28 protein-coding genes and 1 tRNA gene are annotated in these 24,757 nt (G+C 56.9%); 17 read left to right on the top strand and 12 right to left on the bottom strand.

Features of this window, described 5'->3' with window-relative positions:
- Positions 1-102: 102 nt before the first annotated feature.
- Positions 103-438: a type II toxin-antitoxin system RelE/ParE family toxin gene (locus BLS75_RS32255; RefSeq protein WP_143031442.1), complete on the top strand. Its 336-nt coding sequence runs from the start codon at positions 103-105 to the stop codon at positions 436-438.
- Positions 428-1,510, top strand: coding sequence for an ImmA/IrrE family metallo-endopeptidase (locus tag BLS75_RS27795; protein WP_083533735.1), 1,083 nt, complete (start codon positions 428-430; stop codon positions 1,508-1,510). The genes BLS75_RS32255 and BLS75_RS27795 overlap by 11 nt, the downstream gene beginning before the upstream one ends.
- Positions 1,511-1,514: 4 nt before the next feature.
- Here the strand turns inward: BLS75_RS27795 and BLS75_RS32250 are convergent, their stop codons facing one another.
- From BLS75_RS32250 to BLS75_RS27775, 5 genes are all read right to left on the bottom strand, one after another.
- Complete coding sequence (locus tag BLS75_RS32250) at positions 1,515-2,480, bottom strand: alpha-glutamyl/putrescinyl thymine pyrophosphorylase clade 3 protein (protein WP_143031441.1); 966 nt, start codon at positions 2,478-2,480, stop codon at positions 1,515-1,517.
- Complete coding sequence (locus BLS75_RS27790; protein ID WP_072452186.1) at positions 2,444-3,244, bottom strand: hypothetical protein; 801 nt, start codon at positions 3,242-3,244, stop codon at positions 2,444-2,446. The genes BLS75_RS32250 and BLS75_RS27790 overlap by 37 nt, the downstream gene beginning before the upstream one ends.
- A gap of 16 nt (positions 3,245-3,260) precedes the next feature.
- Positions 3,261-4,256 carry a thymidylate synthase gene (locus BLS75_RS27785; protein ID WP_072452185.1) on the bottom strand — a complete coding sequence of 332 codons (996 nt, stop codon included), beginning with the start codon at positions 4,254-4,256 and terminating at the stop codon, positions 3,261-3,263.
- Between the two features lie 58 nt (positions 4,257-4,314).
- Positions 4,315-4,644, bottom strand: a complete 330-nt coding sequence (locus BLS75_RS27780) for a DUF4031 domain-containing protein (protein ID WP_072452184.1) — start codon at positions 4,642-4,644, stop codon at positions 4,315-4,317.
- A 170-nt stretch (positions 4,645-4,814) separates the two neighbouring features.
- Positions 4,815-5,072, bottom strand: coding sequence for a helix-turn-helix domain-containing protein (locus BLS75_RS27775; RefSeq protein WP_072452183.1), 258 nt, complete (start codon positions 5,070-5,072; stop codon positions 4,815-4,817).
- A 98-nt stretch (positions 5,073-5,170) separates the two neighbouring features.
- On the opposite strand from BLS75_RS27775, the gene BLS75_RS27770 reads away from it, so the two are divergent.
- Genes BLS75_RS27770 through BLS75_RS27760 form a run of 3 tightly spaced genes read left to right on the top strand, consistent with a single transcriptional unit; the run spans position 5,171 to position 6,314 of the window.
- On the top strand, positions 5,171-5,710 hold the full coding sequence (locus tag BLS75_RS27770) for a hypothetical protein (RefSeq protein WP_072452182.1): 540 nt from the start codon (positions 5,171-5,173) through the stop codon (positions 5,708-5,710).
- A gap of 57 nt (positions 5,711-5,767) precedes the next feature.
- Positions 5,768-6,016 (top strand): hypothetical protein, encoded by a 249-nt coding sequence (locus tag BLS75_RS27765; RefSeq protein ID WP_083533734.1) that lies wholly within the window; start codon positions 5,768-5,770, stop codon positions 6,014-6,016.
- Positions 6,006-6,314, top strand: a complete 309-nt coding sequence (locus BLS75_RS27760) for a hypothetical protein (RefSeq protein WP_072452181.1) — start codon at positions 6,006-6,008, stop codon at positions 6,312-6,314. Before BLS75_RS27765 ends, BLS75_RS27760 begins: the two co-directional genes overlap by 11 nt.
- 25 nt (positions 6,315-6,339) lie before the next feature.
- Here BLS75_RS27760 and mobA read toward each other — a convergent pair whose 3' ends face one another.
- The 5 genes from mobA to BLS75_RS27730 all read right to left on the bottom strand — a co-directional run bounded on the left by mobA (position 6,340) and on the right by BLS75_RS27730 (position 10,553).
- Entirely contained in the window at positions 6,340-6,642 is a 303-nt protein-coding gene (gene mobA / locus BLS75_RS27755) for a plasmid mobilization protein MobA (protein WP_072452180.1), read from the bottom strand.
- Positions 6,643-7,684: 1,042 nt separating this feature from the next.
- Positions 7,685-8,305 carry a helix-turn-helix domain-containing protein gene (locus BLS75_RS27750; protein WP_072452179.1) on the bottom strand — a complete coding sequence of 207 codons (621 nt, stop codon included), beginning with the start codon at positions 8,303-8,305 and terminating at the stop codon, positions 7,685-7,687.
- Positions 8,302-8,604 (bottom strand): helix-turn-helix transcriptional regulator, encoded by a 303-nt coding sequence (locus BLS75_RS27745; RefSeq protein WP_072452178.1) that lies wholly within the window; start codon positions 8,602-8,604, stop codon positions 8,302-8,304. The genes BLS75_RS27750 and BLS75_RS27745 overlap by 4 nt, the downstream gene beginning before the upstream one ends.
- Positions 8,605-9,288: 684 nt before the next feature.
- A complete protein-coding gene (locus BLS75_RS27735; RefSeq protein WP_239690694.1) occupies positions 9,289-10,371 on the bottom strand; it encodes a site-specific integrase in 1,083 nt (360 codons plus the stop codon).
- 105 nt (positions 10,372-10,476) lie between these two features.
- Positions 10,477-10,553 (bottom strand) — tRNA-Arg (locus tag BLS75_RS27730).
- Positions 10,554-10,741: 188 nt separating this feature from the next.
- Here BLS75_RS27730 and BLS75_RS27725 point away from each other — a divergent pair.
- The 9 genes from BLS75_RS27725 to BLS75_RS27685 all read left to right on the top strand — a co-directional run bounded on the left by BLS75_RS27725 (position 10,742) and on the right by BLS75_RS27685 (position 18,451).
- Positions 10,742-11,284, top strand: a complete 543-nt coding sequence (locus BLS75_RS27725; RefSeq protein WP_072443737.1) for an RNA polymerase sigma factor — start codon at positions 10,742-10,744, stop codon at positions 11,282-11,284.
- Between the two features lie 119 nt (positions 11,285-11,403).
- Positions 11,404-11,631, top strand: coding sequence for a RebB family R body protein (locus BLS75_RS27720; RefSeq protein ID WP_011058560.1), 228 nt, complete (start codon positions 11,404-11,406; stop codon positions 11,629-11,631).
- A 24-nt stretch (positions 11,632-11,655) separates the two neighbouring features.
- The gene (locus BLS75_RS27715; RefSeq protein WP_065364756.1) at positions 11,656-12,324 is read left to right on the top strand and encodes a hypothetical protein; all 669 of its coding nucleotides are present in this window, start codon (positions 11,656-11,658) and stop codon (positions 12,322-12,324) included.
- Between the two features lie 141 nt (positions 12,325-12,465).
- On the top strand, positions 12,466-13,023 hold the full coding sequence (locus BLS75_RS27710; protein ID WP_041115110.1) for a hypothetical protein: 558 nt from the start codon (positions 12,466-12,468) through the stop codon (positions 13,021-13,023).
- Positions 13,024-13,136: 113 nt separating this feature from the next.
- Positions 13,137-13,451: a RebB family R body protein gene (locus BLS75_RS27705; RefSeq protein WP_011058563.1), complete on the top strand. Its 315-nt coding sequence runs from the start codon at positions 13,137-13,139 to the stop codon at positions 13,449-13,451.
- Between the two features lie 54 nt (positions 13,452-13,505).
- Positions 13,506-13,820, top strand: a complete 315-nt coding sequence (locus BLS75_RS27700; RefSeq protein WP_011058564.1) for a RebB family R body protein — start codon at positions 13,506-13,508, stop codon at positions 13,818-13,820.
- Between the two features lie 380 nt (positions 13,821-14,200).
- Positions 14,201-15,643: an NADP-dependent succinate-semialdehyde dehydrogenase gene (gene gabD / locus BLS75_RS27695; RefSeq protein ID WP_011058565.1), complete on the top strand. Its 1,443-nt coding sequence runs from the start codon at positions 14,201-14,203 to the stop codon at positions 15,641-15,643.
- Between the two features lie 177 nt (positions 15,644-15,820).
- Positions 15,821-17,098 (top strand): 4-aminobutyrate--2-oxoglutarate transaminase, encoded by a 1,278-nt coding sequence (gabT, locus tag BLS75_RS27690; protein ID WP_011058566.1) that lies wholly within the window; start codon positions 15,821-15,823, stop codon positions 17,096-17,098.
- Positions 17,099-17,236: 138 nt separating this feature from the next.
- Positions 17,237-18,451: a response regulator gene (locus tag BLS75_RS27685; RefSeq protein WP_011058567.1), complete on the top strand. Its 1,215-nt coding sequence runs from the start codon at positions 17,237-17,239 to the stop codon at positions 18,449-18,451.
- Positions 18,452-18,545: 94 nt separating this feature from the next.
- Here BLS75_RS27685 and BLS75_RS27680 read toward each other — a convergent pair whose 3' ends face one another.
- Both BLS75_RS27680 and desA read right to left on the bottom strand, forming a co-directional pair.
- Complete coding sequence (locus BLS75_RS27680) at positions 18,546-19,538, bottom strand: GGDEF domain-containing protein (protein WP_011058568.1); 993 nt, start codon at positions 19,536-19,538, stop codon at positions 18,546-18,548.
- 216 nt (positions 19,539-19,754) lie between these two features.
- Positions 19,755-20,939 carry a delta-9 fatty acid desaturase DesA gene (desA, locus tag BLS75_RS27675; RefSeq protein ID WP_011058569.1) on the bottom strand — a complete coding sequence of 395 codons (1,185 nt, stop codon included), beginning with the start codon at positions 20,937-20,939 and terminating at the stop codon, positions 19,755-19,757.
- A 146-nt stretch (positions 20,940-21,085) separates the two neighbouring features.
- On the opposite strand from desA, the gene dibA reads away from it, so the two are divergent.
- The 3 genes from dibA to BLS75_RS27660 all read left to right on the top strand — a co-directional run bounded on the left by dibA (position 21,086) and on the right by BLS75_RS27660 (position 24,670).
- Positions 21,086-23,005: a phosphodiesterase DibA gene (gene dibA / locus BLS75_RS27670; protein WP_011058570.1), complete on the top strand. Its 1,920-nt coding sequence runs from the start codon at positions 21,086-21,088 to the stop codon at positions 23,003-23,005.
- A 300-nt stretch (positions 23,006-23,305) separates the two neighbouring features.
- Complete coding sequence (gene oscA / locus BLS75_RS27665; protein ID WP_011058571.1) at positions 23,306-23,488, top strand: sulfur starvation response protein OscA; 183 nt, start codon at positions 23,306-23,308, stop codon at positions 23,486-23,488.
- A gap of 171 nt (positions 23,489-23,659) precedes the next feature.
- A complete protein-coding gene (locus tag BLS75_RS27660; protein ID WP_011058572.1) occupies positions 23,660-24,670 on the top strand; it encodes a sulfate ABC transporter substrate-binding protein in 1,011 nt (336 codons plus the stop codon).
- Positions 24,671-24,757: the final 87 nt, after the last annotated feature.

Genomic DNA, 24,757 nt, shown 5'->3' with positions numbered 1-24,757 from the left:
CTATCCGAGGGGCTTTGAGTGTAAGAAGCTCACTGTTAAAAAAATGCATAGGCTATTTAGAATGTTGAAGCGTTATTCAGTCACGGACGAGTCATTCTAAACATGACACTAGAAATTTCCTATGCGGATAAAAAAATTCGCAACATTTGCGATAGTGAAGCTGTGGCTCTTCGTAGACTTCCGCCAAATGTCGTCAAGGCTTTAATGCGCCGTCTCACTGATCTAAATTCGGCTACTAATATCATGGATGTTCCTTTGGGGAACCCTCGGGAAATATCTGGCGATCCTCCTGGGGAATATAGACTAGACTTAGTCGACGGATATTATTTGATGTTTTGCGCCGTTGATCTAGAAATGCCCATAAACAATAAAAATAAAGTAGACTGGTCGAAGGTGAGTCGTCTTAAACTGTTAAGGATTATCAAAGATGATGCTTGAGAATCATGCTTTTAAGCCTAGTCAGTTAATTCCACCAGGTGAAACAATATCTGAGATTTTAGAAGAGCGCAAAATCACTACAAGTGACTTTGCGCAGTGTATTGGAGTGCCTTGTGAGATTGCCAATAAGCTCCTGATTGGTGATTTCGTTATTAACAAAGAGCTTGCAGTTGTCTTGTCGGGGGTTTTGGGAGCATCACCGTCGTTCTGGTTAAATCGAGAGGAAAGTTATCGCGCGCAACTCAGCGAGCTAAAGACTCCACTTACCAGTGAAGAAGATAGCTGGTTAAAAGAAATTCCAGTATCGACAATGCAAAAAAACGGATGGATACCAAAAGCAGTCTATCCTGCGCAAAATTTACGGAATTGTTTAAGTTTTTTTGATGTTCCGGATATTAGTAGTTGGAAGGAAATTTATACGTCCGGTTCGGAGTTGGCTGCATTCAGAACATCACCTGCCTTTGATCCAAAGCTCGGAGCGGTAGCCGCATGGTTGAGGCAGGGAGAGATTGAAGCAGATTTTATAGACTGTAGTCCGTGGAACAAAGATAGGTTTATTGCAGCATTACAAGACGCAAGATGTTTAACAACTCAGGAAGATCCCAATATTTTTATTCCTGAATTGCAGAAGATTTTTGGAGAGTGCGGCGTTGCTGTTGTAATTGCTCGAACTCCAGATGGTTGCCAGGCTAGCGGTGCAACAAAATTTATTAGTGACGAAAAAGCGATGTTGATGCTCAGTTTTAGGCATCTATCGGATGATCATTTTTGGTTCACCCTTTTTCATGAGGCCGCACATCTCATACTTCATGGAGGTATTATTTTTGTGGAAGGTGAGCACTGTCCTGATAGTGTTCAAGAACAAGAGGCTAATACATTTTCTGCCGATTTCTTGATACCGGTCGAATATAAGAATGAGCTTAAGTCTCTAGGTAATGATATACGTAAAATTCTTAAGTTTTCTAAAAGGCTCGGTATTTCCCCAGGTATTGTAGTCGGTCAATTACAATACCTAGGGATAGTGAAACACTATCACTTGCAAAAACTTAAGGTGAGATACAAATGGGCGTGATTTTTCATCCTCTGAATGCCTTAAACTCGCTTGGTGATTTTTGCCAATTACAAAGCGAGTCTTCAAGTACCTGCATTCCGACCTGGAGGTGTAAATCTAAATCTAATAGCCATTTATCAAGGTCGTTCCGAGAAATGTCTGCAGTAGAAACCCCGGTGAATAGAAGTCTTGCACCATCAACGGGACCTGTTGCGGCGCCCATATATGCCGAGTCTGCTTCTATTTTTACTAGGCCAATTTTTGCTAGCATCGTTAAATAATCGAATTTAGCCGTTCTGCCGAATCGGAATACCTTCATGGATTTATATAAATGGCGAAAGGTTAGGCGAGGATCATTATTCGAATTATTCAATGCATTTATAAATAGGTCCTTGTGCGAACCGCTTTCTAAAACCCAGTTAACGTAACTTTTGGTAACTAGGCCCGTGAAATTGCTTTTTGTGGGGTTGATGGACTCGTACTTCCGGTGATTTCCAAAGCGATAGTTTGCATTATTGAAATTTTGGTAGTTTCTTGCTAGCCAGTCCGTAAATGCATCTGGGTTGAAGCTGATGCGTTTCCAGTTCCAGAGATACCCCGCGCCAAGAGCGTTGTATATATCTCTGACGAAGCTCCAACCTCCCACGCTACTTTTGCCGAAGTGAATAGCTAGGAATATCAACCAACAAGCTTCCTCATTATCGCCGTTAGTCGCGTGAACTATCGCAGCTCTGATAGGATCAAACAAATCTGAAGAAGAATCTGTTCTCAAATTACTGATTCTTCTTTTTCTGATTGCTTCAACAAATTTTATCCTGCGAATGCTGTCAATCATTTGTTCAATAAGAGATTCTTTGTTTTCTGGAGGGTCAATTCCAGCCAATTTTCTATGATTGCTACTATATTCTTCAAGTTTTTTTCGTAAGTCGTCCGCCATTGTTCTATCGCGTGCTCTCAATTTTTTTGCTCCTGAATACACAATGTTATCCATTCTTGGATTAACTTTCTGACCTGTGTAGTCACACCAAAGCTACTCTGGATGTTATGATTGAAACCTAATATCTCGATACTGCGTCCCAACTCTATACCGGAAACACAATTTATACTCCCACGGTACGCAACTCCTGCCACCATTTTTCCGTTGCTCCTTGGGAGAGACCACTGAGGAACAGATGTGACTTCACATGCAGCGTCTGAAATGCGAATTAAAGTTTCTACAACCGTTCTACCGTTCAATACTAATGTTTTAATTGGTGAGTCTCTTAGTATCTCACCAAGAGCGCTCCCAGAAACTTGGAGTAGTGCTGACTTCTGTCCGGCAGACAAATTTGCCCATTTGCGATGTGTAGCATAAGGTACTAGGTCTAAATGACATGCGGGAAAGAGAGGGCTGTAGTACGACGAGTTGGTTCCGCTTATCAAAATATCTAGTGATTTAAACCATCCGTCGTAAGGGTTATCTTGGAAATATCCCGTACATTTCTTCCAGATTTCTTCAAGATGAAGGTCTGTAATATCTGTCCATCGATCAATTTCGAGCGATTTTAAGGAATGAAACCTTCTTAGTCTTCCGGTAAGTTCAGTTCCATCGGAAGTCATGAATTCACGATTACTGGGATTAAGCCCTAAAGTAGCAATAGTCGATCTTTTTACTTCTCCAAATACTGGGATAGGACTCCCCCACTCGATAATTTCAGAATTAATGAGTTTTCGATTATTTATCAGGGAGATTAGTTTGCTTAAGGTATCGTGCATCTCTTCTTCCTGGTTATTATTCGAATATTTCTAGTTGAGATGGATGCGGCTCAGTCGCAATTACTTTTTCCGCCTTTCTCTTAAGTAAGTATGATTTATAAACTTCGCTGATTATTTTGTCTAGTACGGAGTCGACTTTGCTATTTTCGTCCTCGTATTTGGTGAATCTGAAAAACTGCAGTACTCGAACTAAATCCTTCCAGTACTCATCTAAAACTAAAGCGTCAGGTTCTACACTTTCGCCAAGTCTAATTTTTTGCTCGCAGTCAAGAAGTAAATTAAGGCTTGGCATTGGATCGCACGGTGGCATTGGAGGCATTTCAGTTTGCTTTTGCCATCCGCCATCAAGATAGCTCTTAGCTTGAAGAAAGTGAACTTCATAAAGGTGTAAGCTGCCTACGTAGTGTTTGTACTCACCGATCTGACAGTTTATCGAGTTAGCTACAAGTTCCTGTATCATAGTAAAAGCAAAAATATCATGAGGTAACCCGAGGAACGCATCGTTTGAGCGCATGGATGTGAACATATCCAGTTTTCCGTCTCTAACTATGAATTGCAAGGTGCAAGTGCAGGGTATGTCCTTGTGTGGTTTCAAAATATCTTTTGCATCGAAAAGCTGAATGACCGCCTGCCGAGTTGTAGAGCGGGCTTTGAGTGTATTAATGACATTTAATAATTGAGCGTTTCGACCTTTGCCGCAGAGTCTGGGTCCATAAGCGCCATATACGGTTTTTCGATCATCTGAGCTTTTTTTATAATTGGGAATGTAGTAACTAATGAACTTTAGATCTTTAGAGCCGGCCAAATACCAAGTAAGCTCGCCTAAGCAGCTAAAAAGCTTGCCCTTTCCTTCAGCTCTACTCAATCGGGCTCTGGGCTTTTTGAGATGAAGCAAGATGCCTGTGATCTCTTTGAAACTGCCTTTGCTTGCTACTATCTTATTCCGCTTTTTTAGCAGTTTGGTATAAATTTTATTTAAGAGGTCGTCGAGCGTTTCCTCGCGTATATACATTGCTCCTCCCTAGCCCTGCGCTGCCGTTATTCTAAAAAAACCTCAATTTATATTTAGTTTAAGGTTGATCATAAACACGGTTGTCGAAAAAAAGTGAAAACTGTTGGGGAGCGGACTGATGCAATAGAGCTGTTTGTTCAGCCTTCATGGCCTTGGCACAGTTGATTATTTTTCTCCGACAGCCTTCATGTGCGCCCAGACGTAATGCTTTTTGTCGTACTTCTATAGTAACGTCATAATGTGGATAAGAGGCGGACGCCTGAAACCATGAACGTTTCAGCCCAAGAGTGCGTGCAAAGCTATGTAGTTCTTCTAGAGAATCAGCAACTAAATGGCACCACTCTCTTCCCTGCCATTTTATTTTTACGTTATCTACGTAAATAGCCATTTTCGATTTTCCATCCGAAATGCTTAAAAGCCTGATTTTAGCGCTTATGTATTGGACGAATTACTCAAACAGAGTATTAAGCCGATTGGGTATCAAAAGTCTGTCCGGTGGTGAGCTAAAGATCATTCTGCAAATACCCGGTGGTTGATAATAAGTACAGCCTCTCGCCATCAGGGTTTCTCCCTGTCAGAAATAACCTTTTCATAGGCTTTTGTGAAGCTTGTGAGGTCAGTCTGGAGGACGAGACAGAGATCGCGGAGTTGTACGATGTCTAGCCGTCTTACTCCTCTCTCTACGTCGCTCATAAATGACTGCGGTCTGCCTAAGGCTGCAGAGCACTGGGCTTGAGTCATGCCCGACTCGACACGAAGGCGCTTCAGCAGTTGGAGAAAGATCTCATGCTCACGTCGATAAATAGCTTTGGTCATGGCCGCATACCTAGAGGGCGGCTTGCCAAGCTATATCTGCTTTTAAGATATCTGATTATCAGATATTTTCTAGCTGAGTATTCGCATGAGGAAAAGTGATGAGGCAGATTTGGGAGCTATTCCGAGTGTTATGGATTGTTGGGAGTATGCCGGTTGGTGCGTTGCTGCTGGTTGTGGTGGTTTTGTGCGGTTTCAACCTGCCGTTTTTTTTGGGGTTTACCGGTGGTGCTGATCCGGCCATTCGATGGTTGTTCTGGGCTTTGGCCTTCTACTTCGTTGGAGGGGCATGGTTGTTCTGGCGTGTTAACCAACGCTATGGCGAGAAGCTGAAGCGGCTGGTCACTGGTTTCCAGACCGCAGGTTTTCAACCGCAGATCGAAGTGTTCGCGAAGATCAACGATGCCTACCTAGGTATCGATGGTTCAGCACGCAGGTTGCTGGCTTATCCAGTCAAAGGCGCAGAGTATTTCTTTCGGTTCGATGAAATTAACTCTTGGCGGATCGTCCCGGTAGGGAAGCACAATCATCGGTTAGAGGTGCTGACCAGCAATTTTGATGTTCCTGTGTTCAGCATCGTGCTGAGGCCGGCAGAGGTACTCAATACAGAGGCCCAACTCAAAACGTTGCTTGGTGCTTAGGGGCGGCCTTGGGCTAGAGTTTTTGAACGTCAGCCCATCATTCATTAGGAGCAATCTATGAGCAAACCAGTTAGAAGCAGTTCTGTGCCGGCAGATATCGCTCGACTGGAGCAGGCCAATGCGGTGATGCGCTCGGCTAATCGGGCACTTGCCCGTGATGATGTCGCCACCCTTGTTGCCCTCGGGTTTTCACATCAGCACATCGGGGAGCTTAAGCAAAACGGCGGCTTCCGGTCTTCGTCGATCGCGCAAAACACAAGAATGATTACACGCCTTCGCAAGGTGGGAGGTGCATATGCTCAGTGACAGCACGCCGCTATCGATCGCGGCCAACGTATTAGCGAGAACCACCATTGAATCCGTCCTCCGCTCTCCGTCTTACCACGCTCGCGGCTGGCAAATACTCGACCGCTGGGCGTTCAACTGCCCAGAGCGGCTTCGTAGGTTGGAAGCAGATGGCGAGATAGTTCTGCTGGGAAGGCTGTTGGAGCAGCAAGGCATCGAACATCAGGTGGTGAGTTCGACTGCTGGGTTGGAGCTGCGCAGCAGCGGTCTTGCAGAGCATGAAGTCCTCGCGTTGTATGAGATAAACACGGAGCTTTGAACCAGCAAAGCACCAACTGGTTTTTTCAACATCCGATACGCTTGATGGCCTCGGTTATCTCAACCAAGACATTTGCGTACTCCTTGGAAAGCACCCCGCTGCCTTCCGTGAAGAGGTGCTTCTGAAGTCCACCTAAACGCTGCAGCTCATTGATAATGTGGGAGTCAATTCGGCTTCTGGTCTGTCGCTTCAACGCGGCGGCCAGCATGAACTGACCGACGCTCACTCCGCTGTCATGGGCCTTCTCGCGTACCAGCGCTTCTTCTTCCTCGAAACAACGAATTGCCGGCAGCGATCCTGTACGTCGGCGCTGTTCGCTACGACCCATAATTTTTCCTTTTCCAGGTGTTGGGGTCTCGGGGCTTGCCCTGAGCAGGGACGGTAGGCAAAGCAGAGGGAGTAAAACGACTGGCGCGCGCCGATTGTGAATCGCCAGGAACTGGCGGTATCACAAACCCTACCTTGTCCATGTAGTTCCCTCGCAAAAATAGGTGATACCTGCACAATCCGGATACGAAGGAGGTGCAAGGAGCGTTGGCAATGAGGAGGACAACGCGGATACGACAAAAAAGCGTATTTGGGACGATCGCGTTGATCATAAGTGCATCAGTTTGAGATGAGTGCAAGACGATGAGTGGACGGTGGCCGCGGCGAAACAGGGCAGCTCCAAGCGGGTGTGATTTGTAGGGCTGATTGACGATGTGGATGCAGTCTTGCCTAGCTCAGATTGATTTTTAAGACCATTTCCGAGAGATGAAATCGAGATGCTCATAGATGAAAACTCATGATTGAAGAGAATGCATTTCGGGATATTGGTGGTGAGGTCACAGAGGAGCTAAAGTCAGTTGTCTGATGAACGAGGTCGGGAGCTGATTGATGCGTCGCCCCCCCTGAGCTTGTGTGTATGAGTAGTCATGATCGTTGGAGATTTTTTATGTGCTCTTCTAGTCACTCAAAAAGTAGTTATGCTGAGATCATGCAGCTGAAACGCTCCAATCGTGAGCGGCTGAACCGTGCTATCGAGAATGCAGCTCCTGAAGACAACGAGGCGTCTGCTCAACGCATCAAGGACGTTATGCGTCCCTCACAGGATCCCAGCCAGCGCCGACAGCGCATTTCGCCTCCGGCGTTCAGTGAGAGTGATTGATACCGCCCTGTACCTGAATGAGCTCCCTGTTGATGTCCAGGCTCCGCATGGTTATCAACAGGGAGCAAGCACTGCTTTTGAGTGTCGTCTAGATTTGATTTAGATCTCTTCTTGTATGTATGACGGTGTGTCAGTTGAAAGCAGGTTGGAGCTGCCATACAGTCACTTAAAATGAGGTTATGCCTGCCAAGCAGTCAGGTGACTGGCTGGCTTGTGCATAACCCTACTCTTCAGTGCTGTTGCGTTTTTGGATTGAGCTGCGGATCGATAGGAGCGTTTGGTAGATAGCAGGATTGCTATTAGCCAAGTTTTCCAAATCGGCCGGGCTGATCTGAAAACCGATGGTGGTTTGGCTTTGAACGATGTGCAGGTGTTCGATATGAATGTTCTGCCCAACCGTTTGCTTGTAGCGAAGCATGCGTTTCAGCTCTTCCACAGTGCTTTGGATCTGCGCGGGTCGATATTTCCACTGTGCTAGGCCTCGTGGTCGACCTTGGCCGTCTTTGATCGCCAGCTTTTCCGTCAGTGAATATTCGTTGTACTTACGGGAGCGGGTTTTGCTGATGTAGCCCTCTGCTTCGAGCGTTTTTATCTTGCGTATGACCTGACGCTCGCTGATGCCTGCTTTCTGAGCGATGGTCTGTATCGAGGGTATCGACAGACCGGTCTTTAGGTTGCAGTGGGATTTGATCACGCAGTAAACCGCAAACGCGTCAGGGCCAAGTTTTGCGAGTTCGTGATCCACCATGGCTTGGAAGATATGAAACCAGTACGTATTGGATTGCAGATGGTCTTCTGACGTCTGGGTGCTGATTGGATCGCCTGATACTTCCAAGCTGCTCATTTTCGCCCCTCCACTTGGGCTTTTTTTGTAGGGCGTCCGATTTTTCGTGTATCAGCGTTTAGAGGCAAAGGTGGGGATGCAGTCAAATCTCTTACTGCACCAGTGCGCATCCACTGTCGTAAATCACCTAGACGCCACCGCAGGCGTGAGAGCCCCGGTACGGGCTCAAGACCTGGCAACTTGCGCTGACGCACGGTCAGTACGCTGAAGCCTGTAAGCGCCGCGACTTCGGCCACGCCTATCAGCACGTCATCTGAAAGCTTTTGGATTTTTTGAATGGTTTCATAATCGACGCTCATCGCTACTGTCGCTAGGTTGCTATGGAGTGACTCCAGCTTTTTCCAAACGAGCGCTGATTAACTAGGACAGCTTTTTGACAGATGCTAGCGATAGCTGAAGAATTGCGAGATGAATCCATCCGAATCTCACCTATCAATAGTGGAGTCCAACGAAGCGTTCGAGCTTGTCGTGCGTGAGCTCCGCATGCACTCGGAGGCAGGTCGGAAGAATTTCGTCTTGCGTGTACCCCATGACATGATGGTTTACCTGATCTCTGGAATCTTGCTGAGGGCCAATTTTTCCATGGTGGCTCTTGAGCAAAAGCTGTCTGAGCTAGAGATTTCAGGATTCCAGGGCGCTCAGGATGGTCGGATCCTCAGACGCTATATGAGTGGCGAAACTCGAATGGCTTGGCCGACTTACAGAAGACTTGTCCTCTGGTCCTTGGTGAACAAGTGGCTCAGAGAATGGGTCGTCTCTGATTTGCTGTTCAGGGCGGATCAACGAGAAACTGCACAGCTATGTGCTCGAACGCTACTGAACAAAGGCAAGCGACGAACTTCTCTCGGAGAAATGACTCAAGAGTATGTTGTCGATTGCTTCAACGAGACCCACCTGCAACTGCTTAGAGGGCGTGAGCAGAGTGCCGCAAGATTCTCAAGTCAGGGAGCTAGCTCCCTGGGCTTGAATTTGAAGACTGACAGTTAGGCCAGCTTGGCAGCTAGCTCTTCTGCGGTGATGTTGTAGTAACGCTTCAGCATGTTCACCTCGCGGTGTCCCGTCACGCTGGCGAGCTCGATCAGATTGGGAAGTTTGGTGGCAAGCCGACAGGTAGCTTCATGGCGTAGATCATGAAAGCGCAGGTCGAGCAGAAAGTCTTCCTGAGGCATTACCTGAACGCGTTCGCAATCTCCTAAGTATTTCGTCCTGGCGCGCTCCAAACCACGTGTGAAGGCTTTCTTGAGGGCATCCGCAGTGGTGGGGAAGACTCGGCCGCAAAGTGAGCGCGGCAAGTCCTTCAGCAAGTGAATAGCTTTTGGGGAGAGGGGCACGGTTCTCGGTAGCCCGTTCTTGGTAGCTGGAAGGTGTGCAGTTCTGCGATCCAGATTCACATGCTTCCAACGCAACTCGAAAATCTCGCCACGGCGCATGGCTGTTTCGATTGCGAGTTGGACGATGGGCCGTATCCATGGGTTATGCGAGGCGTCGGCATAGGTTCCATCGGCGCGGCGCTCTCGAAGCTCCAAGGCGGTGAGGATGTATTGCTCTTCAATCGGGTCCAGGCGTCGCGAGCGTTCGTCGTTAAAGCTGGGGCGGCTGACCATCCGTACCGGATTCTCGGCGAGATGAATTCCCCATTCGCGGCGAGCGACCTCAATGACGCATTGAAACAAAGCCAGCTCACGCTTAACCGTATTGCCCTTGCGGATCTTCAGGCGCTCGTCACGGTAACGGGCAAAGTCGGAGGAGGTGAGGGTGGCAACGATGCGTGTCGCCAGCGGATGACGCTTGAGAGCTTCGAGGCGTTTGATTTCCGAATAGGCGCCTTTGTGCTTCGGAGCAATTTCGGAGATGTAGCGATCAATGAGTTGATGAAAGGCAGTGCGCTCAGCCTCGACGCGAGAGACAAAAATGCCTCGGTCGATTTCGCTTTCGATCATACGGGCCCAGGCTTGGGCATCGGCTTTGGTTTCGAAGGTTTTGCGCTGGGCTGGATAGCCCTTACGGCGGATTTGCGCTTCCCACTGATACTCGCCACGATTCCTGATTGTTGCCATTTCGACCATTCCCGCCACTTTTGAGTGTGGCAAATTTGTGGCAAAAACGACTTTCAGGACTAGGACAGGTTTCTGTCAGGAGCGCTATCCCCTTGTAATACAAGGGAAAGAAGATGGTGCACCCGGCGGGATTCGAACCCACGACCCCTGCCTTCGGAGGGCAGTACTCTATCCAGCTGAGCTACGAGTGCAGTGCGGGCGACATCATACCTATGTCGACTCGGGGCGTCCACGCCGGTTTTCATCGGCTGGTGCTTGTCCGTCGCAACCCCCGGAAACCCGGGCCGTAGTGGCAGTTTTTCCTGCTGAAGCTTCTTCGTACCTGCGCGCAACCTGCAGCCAGAACCGTGCAATCACGGGGCACAGGGAGGTGCAGGAGATGAACTGTTCCATGCCGGGCGGCCTGCAAGCGGGCCTGCCGGACCAACTGTTCGAAGCCAGCTGGAGGGCGGTATTGCCCGGTTTGCAGCGCCGCGCCCGGCAGTTGGCGCGGGGCAACGCCGATGGTGCCCAAGAGTGGCTGGCGGCCACGGCGATCAAGGCGCTGCTGTTCTTTCGTCGCTCGCCGGAGCGGATTCGCGACCCCCAGGGCTTTCTGTTCCTGGTGCTCGATCATGTGTTTGTCGACAGCTGCCGCCGGCAGGCCCGGGAGCAGCGCCTGTTTGTGGATTTCGCCGGGCTCGAGGATGACCCGCTGCAGCAGCTGGAGGCCCCGCAGATGTCGGTGCTCGACCAGGTGGAATTGCTGGAGACCCTGGCCTTGCTCAGTCGACGGGTGGCGCAACTGCCGCCGAAGAAGCGCCGCCTCTTTGAACTAAAGTTTGTCGACGACCTGCCCTATCCCCACATCGCCGCCGAGCTGGGCATGAACCAGCCCTTGGCGCGCAAGTATGTGCAGCTGTTGCGGGCGCAGTTGCGTTGATGCGGCCTGAGGTTTCACAGCCGGCTCGCTCGGGCGTTCCTGTTCAGTGAGCCTGTTTTCGATGCTGTAGCCGGTGCCGCCGCCTTCTGCGGTGGGCCATTCCATCTAAGGAGAGATGTATGCCCGATCCAATGGTCAACTCGCAGATCACCGATGCCGTCACCCAGACCAACGTCAAGGTCGTGGCCGAGGCTCCGGCCCAGGCCATCGCCTCGCTGTACCAGGTGGCCAGCCACTCGGCCGGCCTGTCGCTGCAGAACGCGGTCAACAGCCAGCAGGCGCTCAACCAGATCTCCAATGCGGTGGTGTCCAAGGCCGTGGCGCTGATCATGGCGATTGGCGAGTAGGGCTGACCGCCCGGGAGAATCGTCATGGCCTGGTTCAAGAAGAAAACCCCACCCGCAGCCGCGGCCGATGAAAGCGCCGGCGCGGCGGCCGACCCTGGCGCCGCTGCAGTAGCCGCCGAGCCTGAGGCACCCTCGGCGATGGCCGGTGACGCCGCCTCGACGGCCAGCGCGCCGGCGCCCGAACCTGCTCCATCGCCTGCAGGCCCGGCGCAGCCCTCGATGATGCAGACGATGAACGCGCACCTGCTCAAGCAGGCCGGCACGCCCAGCAGCGACAGCACCGATGCCCTGAACAGCCAGATTGTCCAGGCGGTGCAGTTCAGCAATGCCCAGACCTTCAGCTATGCCCCGGCGCAGATCGCAGCAGCGCCGGACATGATGATCAGCCAGGCCGCCGGCCTGGTGGCGCAGTCGGCGGCGGGGTATTTCGACGGGGTCAGCAAGCTGGCCCTGGCGGCCCAGGCGGTGCTGCTCAAGCAGATGACCGAGAACATCGTCAAAGAGAACGTCAAGGGGGCTGCCGAGGATGCCCTGGGCGCGTTGGTCACCGATCTGCTGGTGGGCGCGGCGGCAGCGGTGGCGGCGGCTGCCGGGGCCATGGAGGCCGACGCGGCCGGCGTGGCCATCGACAAGATCGACCAGAGCATCGCCAAGTACAGCAGCACCCTGGCCAATCGCACACCGTCCTCCTGAGCAAGCGCCCCGGGCGCGCCAGGTGCCCGGGGCCTGCACGGCCAGGAGCATGACCGCGACACAGGCTTTTCCCCTGGCGTTGAAGTTCGACGGACCCGGTGCCCAGCCCTTCAACGTCATTCATTGAGTAAGGAGCATGCAATGGCGAATGAAGAGCAGACCCCGATGGCGACGATATTCGGCTTTGCCGAGAAGTATCTGAAACGCCCGTTGACCCAGGTCGAGCGCCAGGTACTGGAGGCATTTGCCCAGGACAAGCCGCTGGACATGTCCAGGGCCGCGCAACAGAGCGTCGATCAGGCGCGGCAGCGGGCCACGGAGCTGATGCAGTCCGATGGGCTGCGCACCCGGCAGATCATCGATCAACTGGCCGGTTCCGCCGCCGCGGGCAAGGCCGATCCCCAGGCGCGGGAGCTGGTGCTGCGCCAACTGCTGGCGGCCGCCGAGTCCGAGGAGCCGCTGTCGGTATCGCCCCCCGGGGCCGGCCTGGTGACGACCGCCGCCGCTGCAGCCGCCGCGGCGGCGCTGGCGCCGGCACTGTCCCCGGCCAGCTTCCCGGCGGACGATCCGCAGCTCAAGGCAATGATCAGCGCCCTGGTCCAGCAGGAGGTGAAAGCCGCGGTCGAGGCGCGGATGGCCGGGCTGTCGCAGAAAGTCGAAGACACCCTCAAGCAACTGACCGCCGGCAGTGGGCAATAAGGGCCCCCTGAAATAACCGCAAGGCCGTTCAAGCCCCGCTTCACAGCATCAGGGCTGCCACGTTCACTCAATGACACGGAATGCTCCGTGTGCCTAACAAAGGAAGTTGAGCCATGCCACTTGTAAACGAACAAATCACCGATGCCGTCACCCAGACCAACGTCAAGGTCGTCGCCGAAGCGCCGGCCATGGCGATGGGCACCATCTACCAATCCATGGCCCAGGCCACCGCGATCCTGTTCCAGAACTCGGTCTCGGCGCAGCAGCAGCAAAACACCCTGGCCCAGGCGGCCACCAACCAGGGCGTGATGCAGATCTACAGCGTCGACACCACCGCCGGGGCGGCGGCCACCGAAAAAGTCGCCCAGGGCGGGGTCTCCGACAACCTCACCAGCCTGTTGACGGTTCTCAAGTCCTTTCAGAGCTGATGGCTGAAAGCCTGATTTTCCGTTGAACCTACCTGCTGAAAAAATGGAGTTTTTATGAGCACAGTCAGTCCGCAAATCACCGATGCCGTCACCCAGACCAACGTCAAGGTCGTCGCCGAAGCGCCAGCCATGTCGATGGGCACCATCTACCAGTCCATGGGCCAGTCCGTGGCCATCCTGTTCCAGAACTCGGTTTCGGCGCAGCAGCAGCAAAACACCCTGGCCCAGGCGGCCACCAACCAGGGCGTGATGCAGATCTACAGCGTCGACACCACCGCCGGTGCGTCGGCCACCGAGAAAGTCGCCCAGGGCGGTGTGGCCGACAACCTCACCAGCCTGTTGACGGTGCTCAAGTCGTTCAGTAGCTGACCGTTCCCCAGGCGCCATGCCAGCGCCCCCGCCGCCTGCCATAGGCTGCGGGGGCGTTGTCTTTTGCCCGGCGGCATGGGAGGTTGAAGCGGATTTTTTACCGCTAGGCGCCTTTACGTTCTTTTTTTCGAACAGCCTATTGTCCTTTACCCCCGTTGACCCTAGGATTCGTTTGAGATTTCAAACGCTCTTGCCTGGGTGCCCAAACGCACGTCTATTCTTGTGTGCGACTTTTTCGTGCTTTTACCCAGTGAACGATTTTCCTGACGGCAGCCTGGCCACGGGCTGGTGACAGCGCCCCGGCGCTCTCCTCCTGACCTGGCGCCTTTCTACAATCACAATTCGCCCCGCGTATGCGCGGTGCTGTTAAGGAAGCCGACATGCAGCTCAAAGACGCCCAGTTGTTCCGCCAACAAGCCTTCATCGATGGAGCTTGGGTCGACGCGGACAACGGCCAGACGATCAAGGTCAACAACCCCGCTACCGGTGAAATCCTCGGTACCGTGCCAAAGATGGGCGCTGCCGAAACCCGCCGCGCCATCGAGGCCGCCGACAAGGCCCTGCCGGCCTGGCGTGCCCTGACCGCCAAGGAGCGCGCCACCAAGCTGCGCCGCTGGTATGAATTGCTGATCGAGAACCAGGACGACCTGGGTCGCCTGATGACCCTGGAGCAGGGCAAGCCGCTGGCCGAAGCCAAGGGCGAAATCGCCTACGCCGCCTCCTTCATCGAATGGTTCGCCGAAGAAGCCAAGCGCATCTACGGCGACGTGATTCCCGGCCACCAGCCCGACAAGCGCCTGATCGTGATCAAGCAGCCGATCGGCGTGACCGCGGCCATCACCCCGTGGAACTTCCCGGCGGCGATGATCACCCGTAAAGCCGGCCCGGCCCTGGCCGCCGGTTGCACCATGGTCATCAAGCCCGCTTCGCAAACCCCGTTCTCGGCCCTGGCCCTGGTGGAACTGGCGCACCGTGCCGGCATCCCGAAAGGCGTGCTGAGCGTGGTCACCGGCAGCGCCGGCGACATCGGCGGCGAGCTCACCAGCAACCCGATCGTGCGCAAGCTGTCGTTCACCGGCTCCACCGAGATCGGTCGCCAGCTGATGGCCGAATGCGCCAAGGACATCAAGAAAGTCTCCCTGGAGCTGGGCGGCAACGCGCCGTTCATCGTGTTCGACGACGCCGACCTGGATAAGGCCGTCGAAGGCGCGATCATCTCCAAGTACCGCAACAACGGCCAGACCTGCGTCTGCGCCAACCGCCTGTACATCCAGGATTCGGTCTACGACGCCTTCGCCGAGAAATTGAAGGCAGCAGTGGCCAAGCTGAAGATCGGCAACGGCCTGGAAGAAGGCACCACCACTGGCCCGCTGATCGACGAAAAAGCCGTGGCCAAGGTCCAGGAACACATCGCCGACGCCCTGAAAAAAGGCGCGACCCTGCTGGCCGGCGGCAAGTCCATGGAAGGCAACTTCTTCGAGCCGACCATCCTGGTCAACGTGCCGAAAGACGCAGCCGTGGCCAAGGAAGAAACCTTTGGCCCACTGGCGCCGCTGTTCCGCTTCAAGGACGAAGCCGAAGTCATCGCCATGTCCAACGACACCGAGTTCGGCCTGGCCTCGTACTTCTATGCCCGTGACCTGGGCCGTGTGTTCCGTGTGGCCGAGGCCCTGGAATACGGCATGGTCGGGGTCAACACCGGCCTGATCTCCAACGAAGTGGCGCCGTTCGGCGGCATCAAGGCCTCGGGCCTGGGCCGTGAAGGTTCCAAGTACGGGATCGAGGATTACCTGGAAATCAAATACCTCTGCCTGGGTATCTGATCCGGTTTCAAGCGCCGGGGGCACGAGAGCGCTGTCCCCCTGCGCAGCTTTAAAAAACGCACTTTTCAAGGTGGCCCGGGACCGCTCCGACAGTCGATCATCGCATGCTGTCGCAGGCGCTTCCCCGCCCCGCAACCCTTGAATCACACCGCTGCCGCAGCGGTGAATGAGGACACTATGAGCAAGACCAACGCATCCCTGATGAAACGCCGTGAAGCCGCTGTACCGCGCGGTGTTGGCCAGATTCACCCGATCTTCGCCGACAGCGCGAAGAACGCCACCGTCACCGACGTTGAAGGCCGCGAGTTCATCGACTTCGCCGGCGGTATCGCGGTACTGAACACCGGTCACGTGCACCCGAAGATCATCGCCGCGGTGACCGAGCAACTGAACAAGCTGACCCACACCTGCTTCCAGGTCCTGGCCTACGAGCCTTACGTGGAGCTGTGCGAGAAAATCAACGCCAAGGTGCCAGGTGATTTCGCCAAGAAAACCCTGCTGGTGACCACCGGTTCCGAAGCCGTCGAGAACGCCGTGAAGATCGCCCGTGCCGCCACTGGCCGCGCCGGCGTGATCGCCTTCACCGGCGCCTACCACGGCCGCACCATGATGACCCTGGGCCTGACCGGCAAGGTCGTGCCGTACTCGGCCGGCATGGGCCTGATGCCAGGCGGCATCTTCCGCGCGCTGTACCCCAACGAACTGCATGGCGTGAGCATCGACGACTCCATCGCCAGCATCGAGCGCATCTTCAAGAACGACGCCGAGCCTCGTGATATCGCCGCGATCATCATCGAGCCGGTGCAGGGCGAAGGCGGCTTCTACGTCGCGCCCAAGGAGTTCATGAAGCGCCTGCGCGCCCTGTGCGACCAGCACGGCATCCTGCTGATCGCTGACGAAGTGCAGACCGGCGCTGGCCGTACCGGCACCTTCTTCGCCATGGAACAGATGGGCGTTACCGCCGACCTGACCACCTTCGCCAAGTCCATCGCCGGCGGCTTCCCGCTGGCCGGTGTCTGCGGCAAGGCCGAGTACATGGACGCCATCGCTCCAGGCGGCCTGGGCGGCACCTACGCCGGTAGCCCGATCGCCTGTGCGGCGGCCCTGGCGGTGATGGAAGTGTTCGAGGAAGAGCACCTGCTGGATCGCTGCAAGGCTGTTGGCGAGCGCCTGGTGACCGGCCTCAAGGCCATCCAGGCCAAGTACCCAGTGATCGGTGAAGTGCGTGCCCTGGGCGCGATGATCGCGGTGGAACTGTTCGAGAATGGCGACAGCCACAAGCCGAACGCCGCTGCCGTGGCCCAGGTCGTGGCCAAGGCTCGCGACAAGGGGCTGATCCTGCTGTCCTGCGGCACCTACGGCAACGTTCTGCGGGTTCTGGTACCGCTGACCTCGCCGGATGCCCAGCTGGACAAAGGCCTGGCCATCATCGAAGAGTGCTTCGCTGAACTCTGATGACGCTGTGACCTGATCGACAGAAAAACCCGCTTCGGCGGGTTTTTTTTCGCCCTCAGGCGGCTCCAGGGGGATTTGCGTTGTATGGAAGCCCGCGCATTGACTAAGGTGCAAGGGATTGCCTAGGGAGCGTGCTGCATGACCGCTGTTGATTTACCCGCTGTACCTCGCGTGCTGATTGCCGAGGCTGATCCCTGGTCTCGTGATTTGCTCAAGCAAGTGCTGTTGAACGTGCGCTGTGATGCGCGTCTGGACTTGTGTGCCGACGGTCAGGAGGCCATGGACCTGCTGAGCGCCAAACCCTATGACCTGATCATTGCCGATTGGGAGCTGCCGGGCATCGATGGCCTGTCGCTGCTGCGCGCGGTGCGCCAGCGCAAGCGCAACCCGGTGCAGCCGTTCATCCTGCTGAGCGTGCGCAGCGACAGCGCCAGCGTGCGCGAGGCCTTGCCCCTGGCGCCCACTGCCTACCTGACCAAGCCCCTGAACATGGAAGGGCTGACCCAGCGCCTGCAGGGCCTGCTGCTGGACGCCGGCCAGGAAGTCTCCTGCGAGGTGCCGGCCCTGGCGCCGGGCATGACCCTGTGGCCCTTTCTCGAACGCCGGCGCGATGTGGCCGACGGCGCGCCGCTGCTCACCGATGTGCAACTGGCGGTCAAGCGCAGCCTCAACCCCGAAGGCCTGGACCTCAAGGTGCTGGAGGAAGAGATCCGCACCGATCCCCAGGTCACCGCGGTGCTGATCGCTGCAGCCAACAGCGCCGCGCAGCACCATGGCGACGGCGTGCAGACCCTGTCCCAGGCCCTGCATCGGCTGGGCACCGGGCAGAGCATGAACCTGATCCTCGGCCTGACCCTCAAGCGCAGCGCGCGCCTGAGCGATCCGGCCCTGGCCGACTATGCCGAGCGCTATTGGGAGCTGTCCCTGCATACCGCGGAATACGGCCGGACCCTGGCGCGCTTGCTGGACCTGGACCAGGAGCGCTGCTACTGCGCCGGGCTACTGCATCGCCTGGGCGACCTGGCGTTGCTGCGTTGCTTGCAGGAGTGGAAACAGGCCGGCGGCGAGCTGGACGACCAGGAAGAAATCGGCGATGCCCTGGAGCGCTTTGGCGCGGCCTACGGCTCGGCGCTGCGGACCCGCTGGCGCATGCCCCTGGAACTGCGGGAACTGATTGCCTCGATCTACCAGTTGGGCGGTGGGGTGTATTCCCGCGAGGCGCTGGTGATGAACCTGGCGGCGCAGCTGGCGCGGCTGACCGAGCACGAAGGGGTGGAAGAGATCGCGCGCTGCAAGACCGCGCGGCTGCTGAAGGTCGGGCTGCCGGAACTGACCCGCCTGCGCAAGGGCTGAACCACTGTAGGAGCCGGCTGGCCGGCGAAGAGGCCTTCGAGTCTTGTGCAAGCCTTGCGGGCCAGCCAGCTCCTACGGGCGAGTGATCGCGGGTTTATCCGGTGATGATGCGGTTCTTGCCCTGGCGCTTGGCTTCGTACATGGCGCTGTCGGCGCGGGCGAACAGGTTGTCCAGGCTTTCGTCTTCCGCCAGCAGGCCGGTCAGGCCCTGGCTCACGGTGATGGTGAACGTCTGGCCCTGGTGGCTGAAATTCTGGCGCTGGATCTCCCGTTGCAGGCGCTCGGCCACCTGGCGCGCCATGTCCGCGGTGCAGCCGGGAAAAACCGCGGCGAACTCCTCGCCACCGATCCGCCCGAACAGGTCGCCGCGACGCAGGGCCGCGCGCCCGCTTTCGGCGATGCGCTGCAGGACGATGTCGCCTTCGGGGTGGCCGTAGGTGTCGTTGATCACTTTGAAGTCATCGATATCCAGCAGCAAGAAGGCCAGGGACGAGCCTTGCAGGCGCGCCTGTTCGAACTCGCGGTTGGCGCATTCGAAGAAGTGCCGACGGTTGCTGCTCTGGGTCAGCACGTCGGTGGTGGCCAGGCGTTGCAACTCGGTTTCCAGCTGCTTCTTTTCGGTGATGTCTTCGGCGATGCCGACCACGATCAGGCGTTGCCCGGGCTCGGCATTGCGGTTGATGAAGCATTTGTCGCTGAGCCAGCGCACCTGGCCCTGGGCATCGATGATGCGGTATTCGCGATCTTCCACCGCGCCCTTTTCCAGGACCTGGGCCAGGCTGCGCTCGGCGTACTCCAGGTCATCGGGGTAGATGCTGTCGCGCCATTGATTGCAGTCCGCCAGGAGCAGGCCTGCGGGGCGACCGAAGATCCGTTCATAGGCCGGGCTGACGTACAGCACCTGGCGGCTGTCCCAGTCGAAGGCCCAGAGCACCGCGTTGACACTGACCAGCAGCGAGCTGAACAGCTGCTCGCGTTCGGTCAGGCGGGCCACTTCGCCCTGTGCATGCATCAGGGCCATCAGGGTTTGCGCGGCTTCGGGCCACTGTGGAAGCGCAGAGGGAGTGTGTGGGTTCTTGTTGACCATCGGCACAGATCTCAAAGGGCGTGCCGCGCGCCGTTAGGCAGCGGCTACAACCAAGCCCGCCTGGATGGCGAAGTGTTGTTTGAGATAGGGGATCGGGCGCTAAGTTCCCGGCCGCTACAGCGATAGCGCGAGCGCCCGCCAGACGGTCGAGAGGGGCCTGCAAGGCTTGATTTCAGAAGGGCAGCCCCTCGCCACGGGAGTGGCGAGGGGCTGGGGTCAGGCGGTGGTGGGACGCAGGGAATAGGTCTTGAGCTGATGGGCGAAATCGCGCAGGGACTGAATGCCGCTGGCCTCGGCCTCGTGTACCCAATCCTTGATGGCCGCGAGCATGTCGTGGCCGTTGGAGCTGGTCTTGACCCAGATCTGCTGCAGGGCCAGACGCTTCTCGTAGATCACCTTCAAGGCCTGGCTGTGCTCCAGCATGCTCTGGATGCGCAGGTGGTGGCGGTCTTCCAGCAGGCTGGTTTCCCGGGACAGCAGGCGCTTGGCACGGTGGAACTGGTGGCGCACCGAATGATCGACCTTGGCCAGTTCCTGTTTCACCAGCGGGCCGATCACCAGCTTGCGGTACTGGGCCATGATCTGGAACCGGTTGTTGAGGATGGCCATGGCGGTGTCCATGTCCAGGTGGCCCTTGCCTTCGACCCGGTGGGCGATGGGCGCCACGCGCTGGACCCTGGCCAGACGCAGGAAGCTGAAGACCTTGATCCAGGCCCAGCCCAGGTCGAACTCCCACTTCTTCACCGAGAGCTTGGCCGAGTTGGGGTAGGTGTGGTGGTTGTTGTGCAGCTCTTCGCCGCCGACGATGATGCCCCAGGGCACCAGGTTGGTGGCGGCGTCGCGGCATTCGAAGTTGCGGTAGCCCACCGCATGCCCCAGGCCATTGATGACCCCGGCGGCCCAGAACGGAATCCACATCATCTGGATGGCCCAGATGGTGATGCCGATGGTGCCGAACAGCAGCAGGTCGATGGCTGCCATCAGCGCCACGCCGCCCAGCTTGTAGCGGCTGTAGAGGTTGCGTTCGATCCAGTCTTCCGGGCAGTTCTTGCCGTAGATGCGCAGGGTCTCCGGGTTCTTCGCCTCTTCGCGATACAGCTCTGCGCCCTTGCGCAGCACGGTGGACAGGCCCTTGACCACCGGGCTGTGGGGGTCGTCGGCGGTTTCGCACTTGGCGTGGTGCTTGCGGTGGATGGCGGTCCACTCGCGGGTGTTCTGCGCCGTGGTCAGCCACAGCCAGAAGCGGAAGAAATGTTTCAGGCCGGCGTTGAGTTCCAGGGAACGGTGCGCGGAATAGCGATGCAGATAGACCGTGACCGCGACAATGGTCACGTGGGTCATCAACAGGGTGACTGCCACCAGTTGCCAGGCGGACAAGCCAAGTAAACCTTCATACCACATAGGCGATAAGGCCCTCGATAAAGAAAAAAACAGCCCAGGCATTATCACTAAGCCCACTGAGAAAACCAGTCGCCCTTTCAGATAAGAGTGGCGGAATGTTTCTTCCTCTATAATCCCAAACTTTTCGTGTGGAAATAGACGGACTTATGTCGGTTTCTTATCGCAATGGTTTGCGTGCCGCGCTGCTCTATCTGCTGTTGTCGCTGGTCTGGTTGCAGTTCAGTGGTTATTTATTGAGCAGTTTCTTCGATGAGTTTTCCGATCGGGCCCATTGGCAACTGGTTGGCGGCTATGCCTGGGCGGTGGTCAGCGCGGTGCTGATCTTCTTCGCCCGGGCCCGTCTGCTGCGGGTGTTGGGGGCCGATCGCTGGCTGCGCCACCAGCAGAAGGACCGCGAGCGCCTGCGCCAGGCGGCGGCGGTGTTCGACTGCACCCGCGAAGGGGTGCTGGTGAGCGATACCCAGGGGCAGATCGTCCACGTCAACCGCGCCTTCATCGAAATCACCGGCTACCAGCGCGAAGAGGTGCTGGGCCGCCAGCCGAGCCTGTTCAAGTCCGGGCATCATTCGGCGCAGTTCTATCAATCGATGTTCGACTCGTTGCAGAAGACCGATGAGTGGAGCGGTGAAATCTGGAATCGGCGCAAGAGCGGCGAGATCTACCCGCAATGGCAGACCATCCGCGCGATCCGCGATGAGCAGGGCGAGCTGACTCATTACGTTGCGGTATTTTCCGACATCAGCGCGATCAAGGATTCCGAGCACGAGCTGGCTCACCTGGCCCATCACGATCCGCTGACCGACCTGCCCAACCGCCTGCTGTTCACCGACCGTGCCGAACAGGCCCTGGCTTCGGCGCAGATCCACAAGCGCGGCTGCGCCATGCTGATGATCGATCTGGACCACTTCAAGATGATCAACGACAGCCTGGGGCACAACGTCGGCGACCAACTGCTCAAGGCGGTGGCCGAGCGCCTGGGCGGGATGTTCGGCCCGGGCATCACCCTGGCGCGCCTGGGCGGCGACGAGTTCGCGGTGCTGGCCGAAAGCTGCCCGCAGCTGGTGCAGGCGGCGGCCCTGGCCCAGCGCATCATCGACGGCCTCAAGGAGCCCTTCCAGCTCGGCGAGCAGCAGGTGGTGATCAACGCCAGTATCGGTATCAGCCTGTTTCCCAGCGACGCGCTGAGCGCCAGCCAACTGCTGCGCAACGCCGATGCGGCGCTGTTCAAGGCCAAAAGCGCCGGGCGCAACGGTTACGCCCTGTACACCGAGGAGCTCACCGCCCATGCCCAGCAGCGGGTGGAAATCGCCTTCGAGCTGCGCCGCGCCCTGGACCAGCAGGAACTGCGGGTCTACTACCAGCCGGTGCACGACCTCAAGACCAGCCGCCTGGTAGGCGTCGAGGCCCTGGTGCGCTGGGAGCATCCCGAGCGCGGGCTGGTGTCGCCGGCGGAGTTCATACCGATTGCCGAGCGCACCGGGATGATCGCCGAGATCGATGCCTGGGTCATGCAGCAGGCTTGCCGGCAGATGTGCCAGTGGCAGGCCGATGGCGTGGTGCTGTCGTTTATCGCGGTGAATGTCTCGACCCGCCTGTTCGCCCGCAGCGAGCTGTACCAGCAGGTGGCCCAGGTGCTGCACGAGACCGGGCTGGACCCGGCCTACCTGGAGCTGGAGGTCACCGAAAGCGCGGTGATGGACGATCCCGAAGTGGCCCTGGAGCAGATGCACCGTTTGCGCGAGCTGGGTATTCGCCTGGCCATCGACGACTTCGGCACGGGCTACTCCTCCCTGCTGCGGCTCAAGCGCCTGCCGGTGCAGAAGCTCAAGATCGACCAGGGTTTTGTCGCCGGCCTGCCGTTCGACGAGGACGATGCAGCGATATCCCGGGTCATCATTGCCCTGGCCCAGAGCATGGGCATGCAGGTGCATGCCGAGGGTATCGAGCAGGTGGAACAGGCGCGTTTTCTTCTGGAACACGCCTGCGACCTGGGCCAGGGCTACTGGTTCGGCCGGCCGATGCCGGCGGCGCAACTGGTCTGGAGCAACGCCCCGCAGATCCGTTGATCCCTGTAGCCGCTGGCGCAGGCTGCGAACGGTTTGGGCGGCATACCGACGTGGCAGGCGCGGTGTTGAGGTTTGGCGCAAGGGCGCCAGGCAAGGCCCTGGGGGCCTTTGCGCAGCCTCGCTGAAGCTCGGCAGCGGCTACAGGGTTGGGGCTAAGCTGCTGTCAGCTCGAATAATTTCTTCTGGTTATATAAACATTCTTAAATAGTATTTTTAAGAATATCCGGCCCTATCTAGTATTGCTCCCACGCCGCAAGCAGTGCCGCCACTGCCAGGCACATCCCACTCAGGAGCAACACCATGAGCGCATCTCTACGCAGCGTTGACGGCCAGGACGAAGCAACCATCTTGCGGGAAATTCAAAGCGCACTGCGCGACCTGCGCTTCGGTGCGGTGGAAATCACCGTGCACAACGCCCAGGTCGTGCAGATCGAACGCAAGGAAAAATTCCGTCTGCAGCAGCCCGGCCACAAACCGAGTTGAAAGTACCTCGCTGAACACCGCGTCACCCTCTCGCGAACGAGAGGCCCGACTGGTCAACCGGAGGGCGTCATCCATGACCCCCTGCACGAATCCCAGCGTTCCTTTTCGAATGCGGGCTGAAATCGCCATAAGAAAAATGCCAGCACCTTAAAAAATTTCAGGAGCTTCACCATGTCGTCGATTCGCCGTTATGCCCTGGCCGCCCTCGCCAGCGCCGTTTTCGCCGGTTCCGCCGTTGCCAAGGACTATGAGCTGCTCAATGTGTCCTATGACCCGACCCGTGAGCTGTACCAGGATTACAACGCCGAGTTCGTGAACTTCTGGAAGAAGGACCACCCGGGCGACAACGTGAAGATCCAGCAATCCCACGGTGGCTCCGGCAAGCAGGGCCGGGCGGTGATCGACGGCCTGCGCGCCGACGTGGTGACCCTGGCCCTGGCCGGTGACATCGACGAAATCGCCAAGCTCGGCAAGACCCTGCCGGCGGACTGGCAGAAGCGCCTGCCCGACGCCAGCACGCCCTACACCTCGACCATCGTGTTCCTGGTGCGCAAGGGCAACCCCAAGGGCATCAAGGATTGGGGCGACCTGATCAAGAAAGACGTCTCGGTGATCACCCCGAACCCGAAAACGTCCGGTGGTGCACGCTGGAACTTCCTCGCCGCCTGGGCCTACGGCCTGAAGGCCGGTGGCAGTGAGGCCAAGGCTCAGGAATACGTCAAGGAGCTGTTCAAGCACGTACCGGTGCTGGATACCGGGGCCCGCGGCTCGACCATCACCTTCGTCAACAACGGCCAGGGCGACGTGCTGCTGGCCTGGGAAAACGAAGCTTTCCTGGCCCTCAAGGAAGACGGCGGCGCAGACAAGTTCGATATCGTCGTGCCTTCGCTGTCGATCCTCGCCGAGCCACCGGTGGCGGTGGTGGACAAGAACGCCGAGAAGAAAGGCAACACCCAGATCGCCGAGGCCTACCTCAAGCACCTGTACAGCCCGGCCGGCCAGGAAATTGCCGCGAAGAACTTCTACCGCCCACGGGACAAGGACATCGCCGCCAAATATGCCCAGCAGTTCCCGAAACTGGACCTGGTAACTATCGACAAGGACTTCGGCGGCTGGAAAACTGCCCAACCGAAATTCTTCAATGACGGTGGCGTGTTCGACCAGATCTACACGGCGCAATAACCCTGTTGTAGGGGCTGGCTTGCCAGCGAAGGCGCCCCTGAGGGCAAAGCACGACTTGCGGGCCCTTTCGCCGGCAAGCCGGCTCCT

Source organism: Pseudomonas sp. NFPP12, assembly GCF_900103205.1.
Lineage (GTDB): Bacteria > Pseudomonadota > Gammaproteobacteria > Pseudomonadales > Pseudomonadaceae > Aquipseudomonas > Aquipseudomonas protegens.
The sequence above is the reverse complement of the archived record's forward strand: the minus strand, read 5'-3'. Positions and strand labels throughout refer to the sequence as shown.

Coding starts and splice junctions, on each gene's coding strand:
- BLS75_RS32255 (WP_143031442.1), top strand. CDS start 103: ATGACACTAGAAATTTCCTATGCGGATAAAAAAATTCGCAACATTTGC.
- BLS75_RS27795 (WP_083533735.1), top strand. CDS start 428: ATGATGCTTGAGAATCATGCTTTTAAGCCTAGTCAGTTAATTCCACCA.
- BLS75_RS32250 (WP_143031441.1), bottom strand. CDS start 2,480: ATGGATAACATTGTGTATTCAGGAGCAAAAAAATTGAGAGCACGCGAT.
- BLS75_RS27790 (WP_072452186.1), bottom strand. CDS start 3,244: ATGCACGATACCTTAAGCAAACTAATCTCCCTGATAAATAATCGAAAA.
- BLS75_RS27785 (WP_072452185.1), bottom strand. CDS start 4,256: ATGTATATACGCGAGGAAACGCTCGACGACCTCTTAAATAAAATTTAT.
- BLS75_RS27780 (WP_072452184.1), bottom strand. CDS start 4,644: ATGGCTATTTACGTAGATAACGTAAAAATAAAATGGCAGGGAAGAGAG.
- BLS75_RS27775 (WP_072452183.1), bottom strand. CDS start 5,072: ATGACCAAAGCTATTTATCGACGTGAGCATGAGATCTTTCTCCAACTG.
- BLS75_RS27770 (WP_072452182.1), top strand. CDS start 5,171: ATGAGGCAGATTTGGGAGCTATTCCGAGTGTTATGGATTGTTGGGAGT.
- BLS75_RS27765 (WP_083533734.1), top strand. CDS start 5,768: ATGAGCAAACCAGTTAGAAGCAGTTCTGTGCCGGCAGATATCGCTCGA.
- BLS75_RS27760 (WP_072452181.1), top strand. CDS start 6,006: ATGCTCAGTGACAGCACGCCGCTATCGATCGCGGCCAACGTATTAGCG.
- mobA (WP_072452180.1), bottom strand. CDS start 6,642: ATGGGTCGTAGCGAACAGCGCCGACGTACAGGATCGCTGCCGGCAATT.
- BLS75_RS27750 (WP_072452179.1), bottom strand. CDS start 8,305: ATGAGCAGCTTGGAAGTATCAGGCGATCCAATCAGCACCCAGACGTCA.
- BLS75_RS27745 (WP_072452178.1), bottom strand. CDS start 8,604: ATGAGCGTCGATTATGAAACCATTCAAAAAATCCAAAAGCTTTCAGAT.
- BLS75_RS27735 (WP_239690694.1), bottom strand. CDS start 10,371: ATGGTCGAAATGGCAACAATCAGGAATCGTGGCGAGTATCAGTGGGAA.
- BLS75_RS27725 (WP_072443737.1), top strand. CDS start 10,742: ATGAACTGTTCCATGCCGGGCGGCCTGCAAGCGGGCCTGCCGGACCAA.
- BLS75_RS27720 (WP_011058560.1), top strand. CDS start 11,404: ATGCCCGATCCAATGGTCAACTCGCAGATCACCGATGCCGTCACCCAG.
- BLS75_RS27715 (WP_065364756.1), top strand. CDS start 11,656: ATGGCCTGGTTCAAGAAGAAAACCCCACCCGCAGCCGCGGCCGATGAA.
- BLS75_RS27710 (WP_041115110.1), top strand. CDS start 12,466: ATGGCGAATGAAGAGCAGACCCCGATGGCGACGATATTCGGCTTTGCC.
- BLS75_RS27705 (WP_011058563.1), top strand. CDS start 13,137: ATGCCACTTGTAAACGAACAAATCACCGATGCCGTCACCCAGACCAAC.
- BLS75_RS27700 (WP_011058564.1), top strand. CDS start 13,506: ATGAGCACAGTCAGTCCGCAAATCACCGATGCCGTCACCCAGACCAAC.
- gabD (WP_011058565.1), top strand. CDS start 14,201: ATGCAGCTCAAAGACGCCCAGTTGTTCCGCCAACAAGCCTTCATCGAT.
- gabT (WP_011058566.1), top strand. CDS start 15,821: ATGAGCAAGACCAACGCATCCCTGATGAAACGCCGTGAAGCCGCTGTA.
- BLS75_RS27685 (WP_011058567.1), top strand. CDS start 17,237: ATGACCGCTGTTGATTTACCCGCTGTACCTCGCGTGCTGATTGCCGAG.
- BLS75_RS27680 (WP_011058568.1), bottom strand. CDS start 19,538: ATGGTCAACAAGAACCCACACACTCCCTCTGCGCTTCCACAGTGGCCC.
- desA (WP_011058569.1), bottom strand. CDS start 20,939: ATGTGGTATGAAGGTTTACTTGGCTTGTCCGCCTGGCAACTGGTGGCA.
- dibA (WP_011058570.1), top strand. CDS start 21,086: ATGTCGGTTTCTTATCGCAATGGTTTGCGTGCCGCGCTGCTCTATCTG.
- oscA (WP_011058571.1), top strand. CDS start 23,306: ATGAGCGCATCTCTACGCAGCGTTGACGGCCAGGACGAAGCAACCATC.
- BLS75_RS27660 (WP_011058572.1), top strand. CDS start 23,660: ATGTCGTCGATTCGCCGTTATGCCCTGGCCGCCCTCGCCAGCGCCGTT.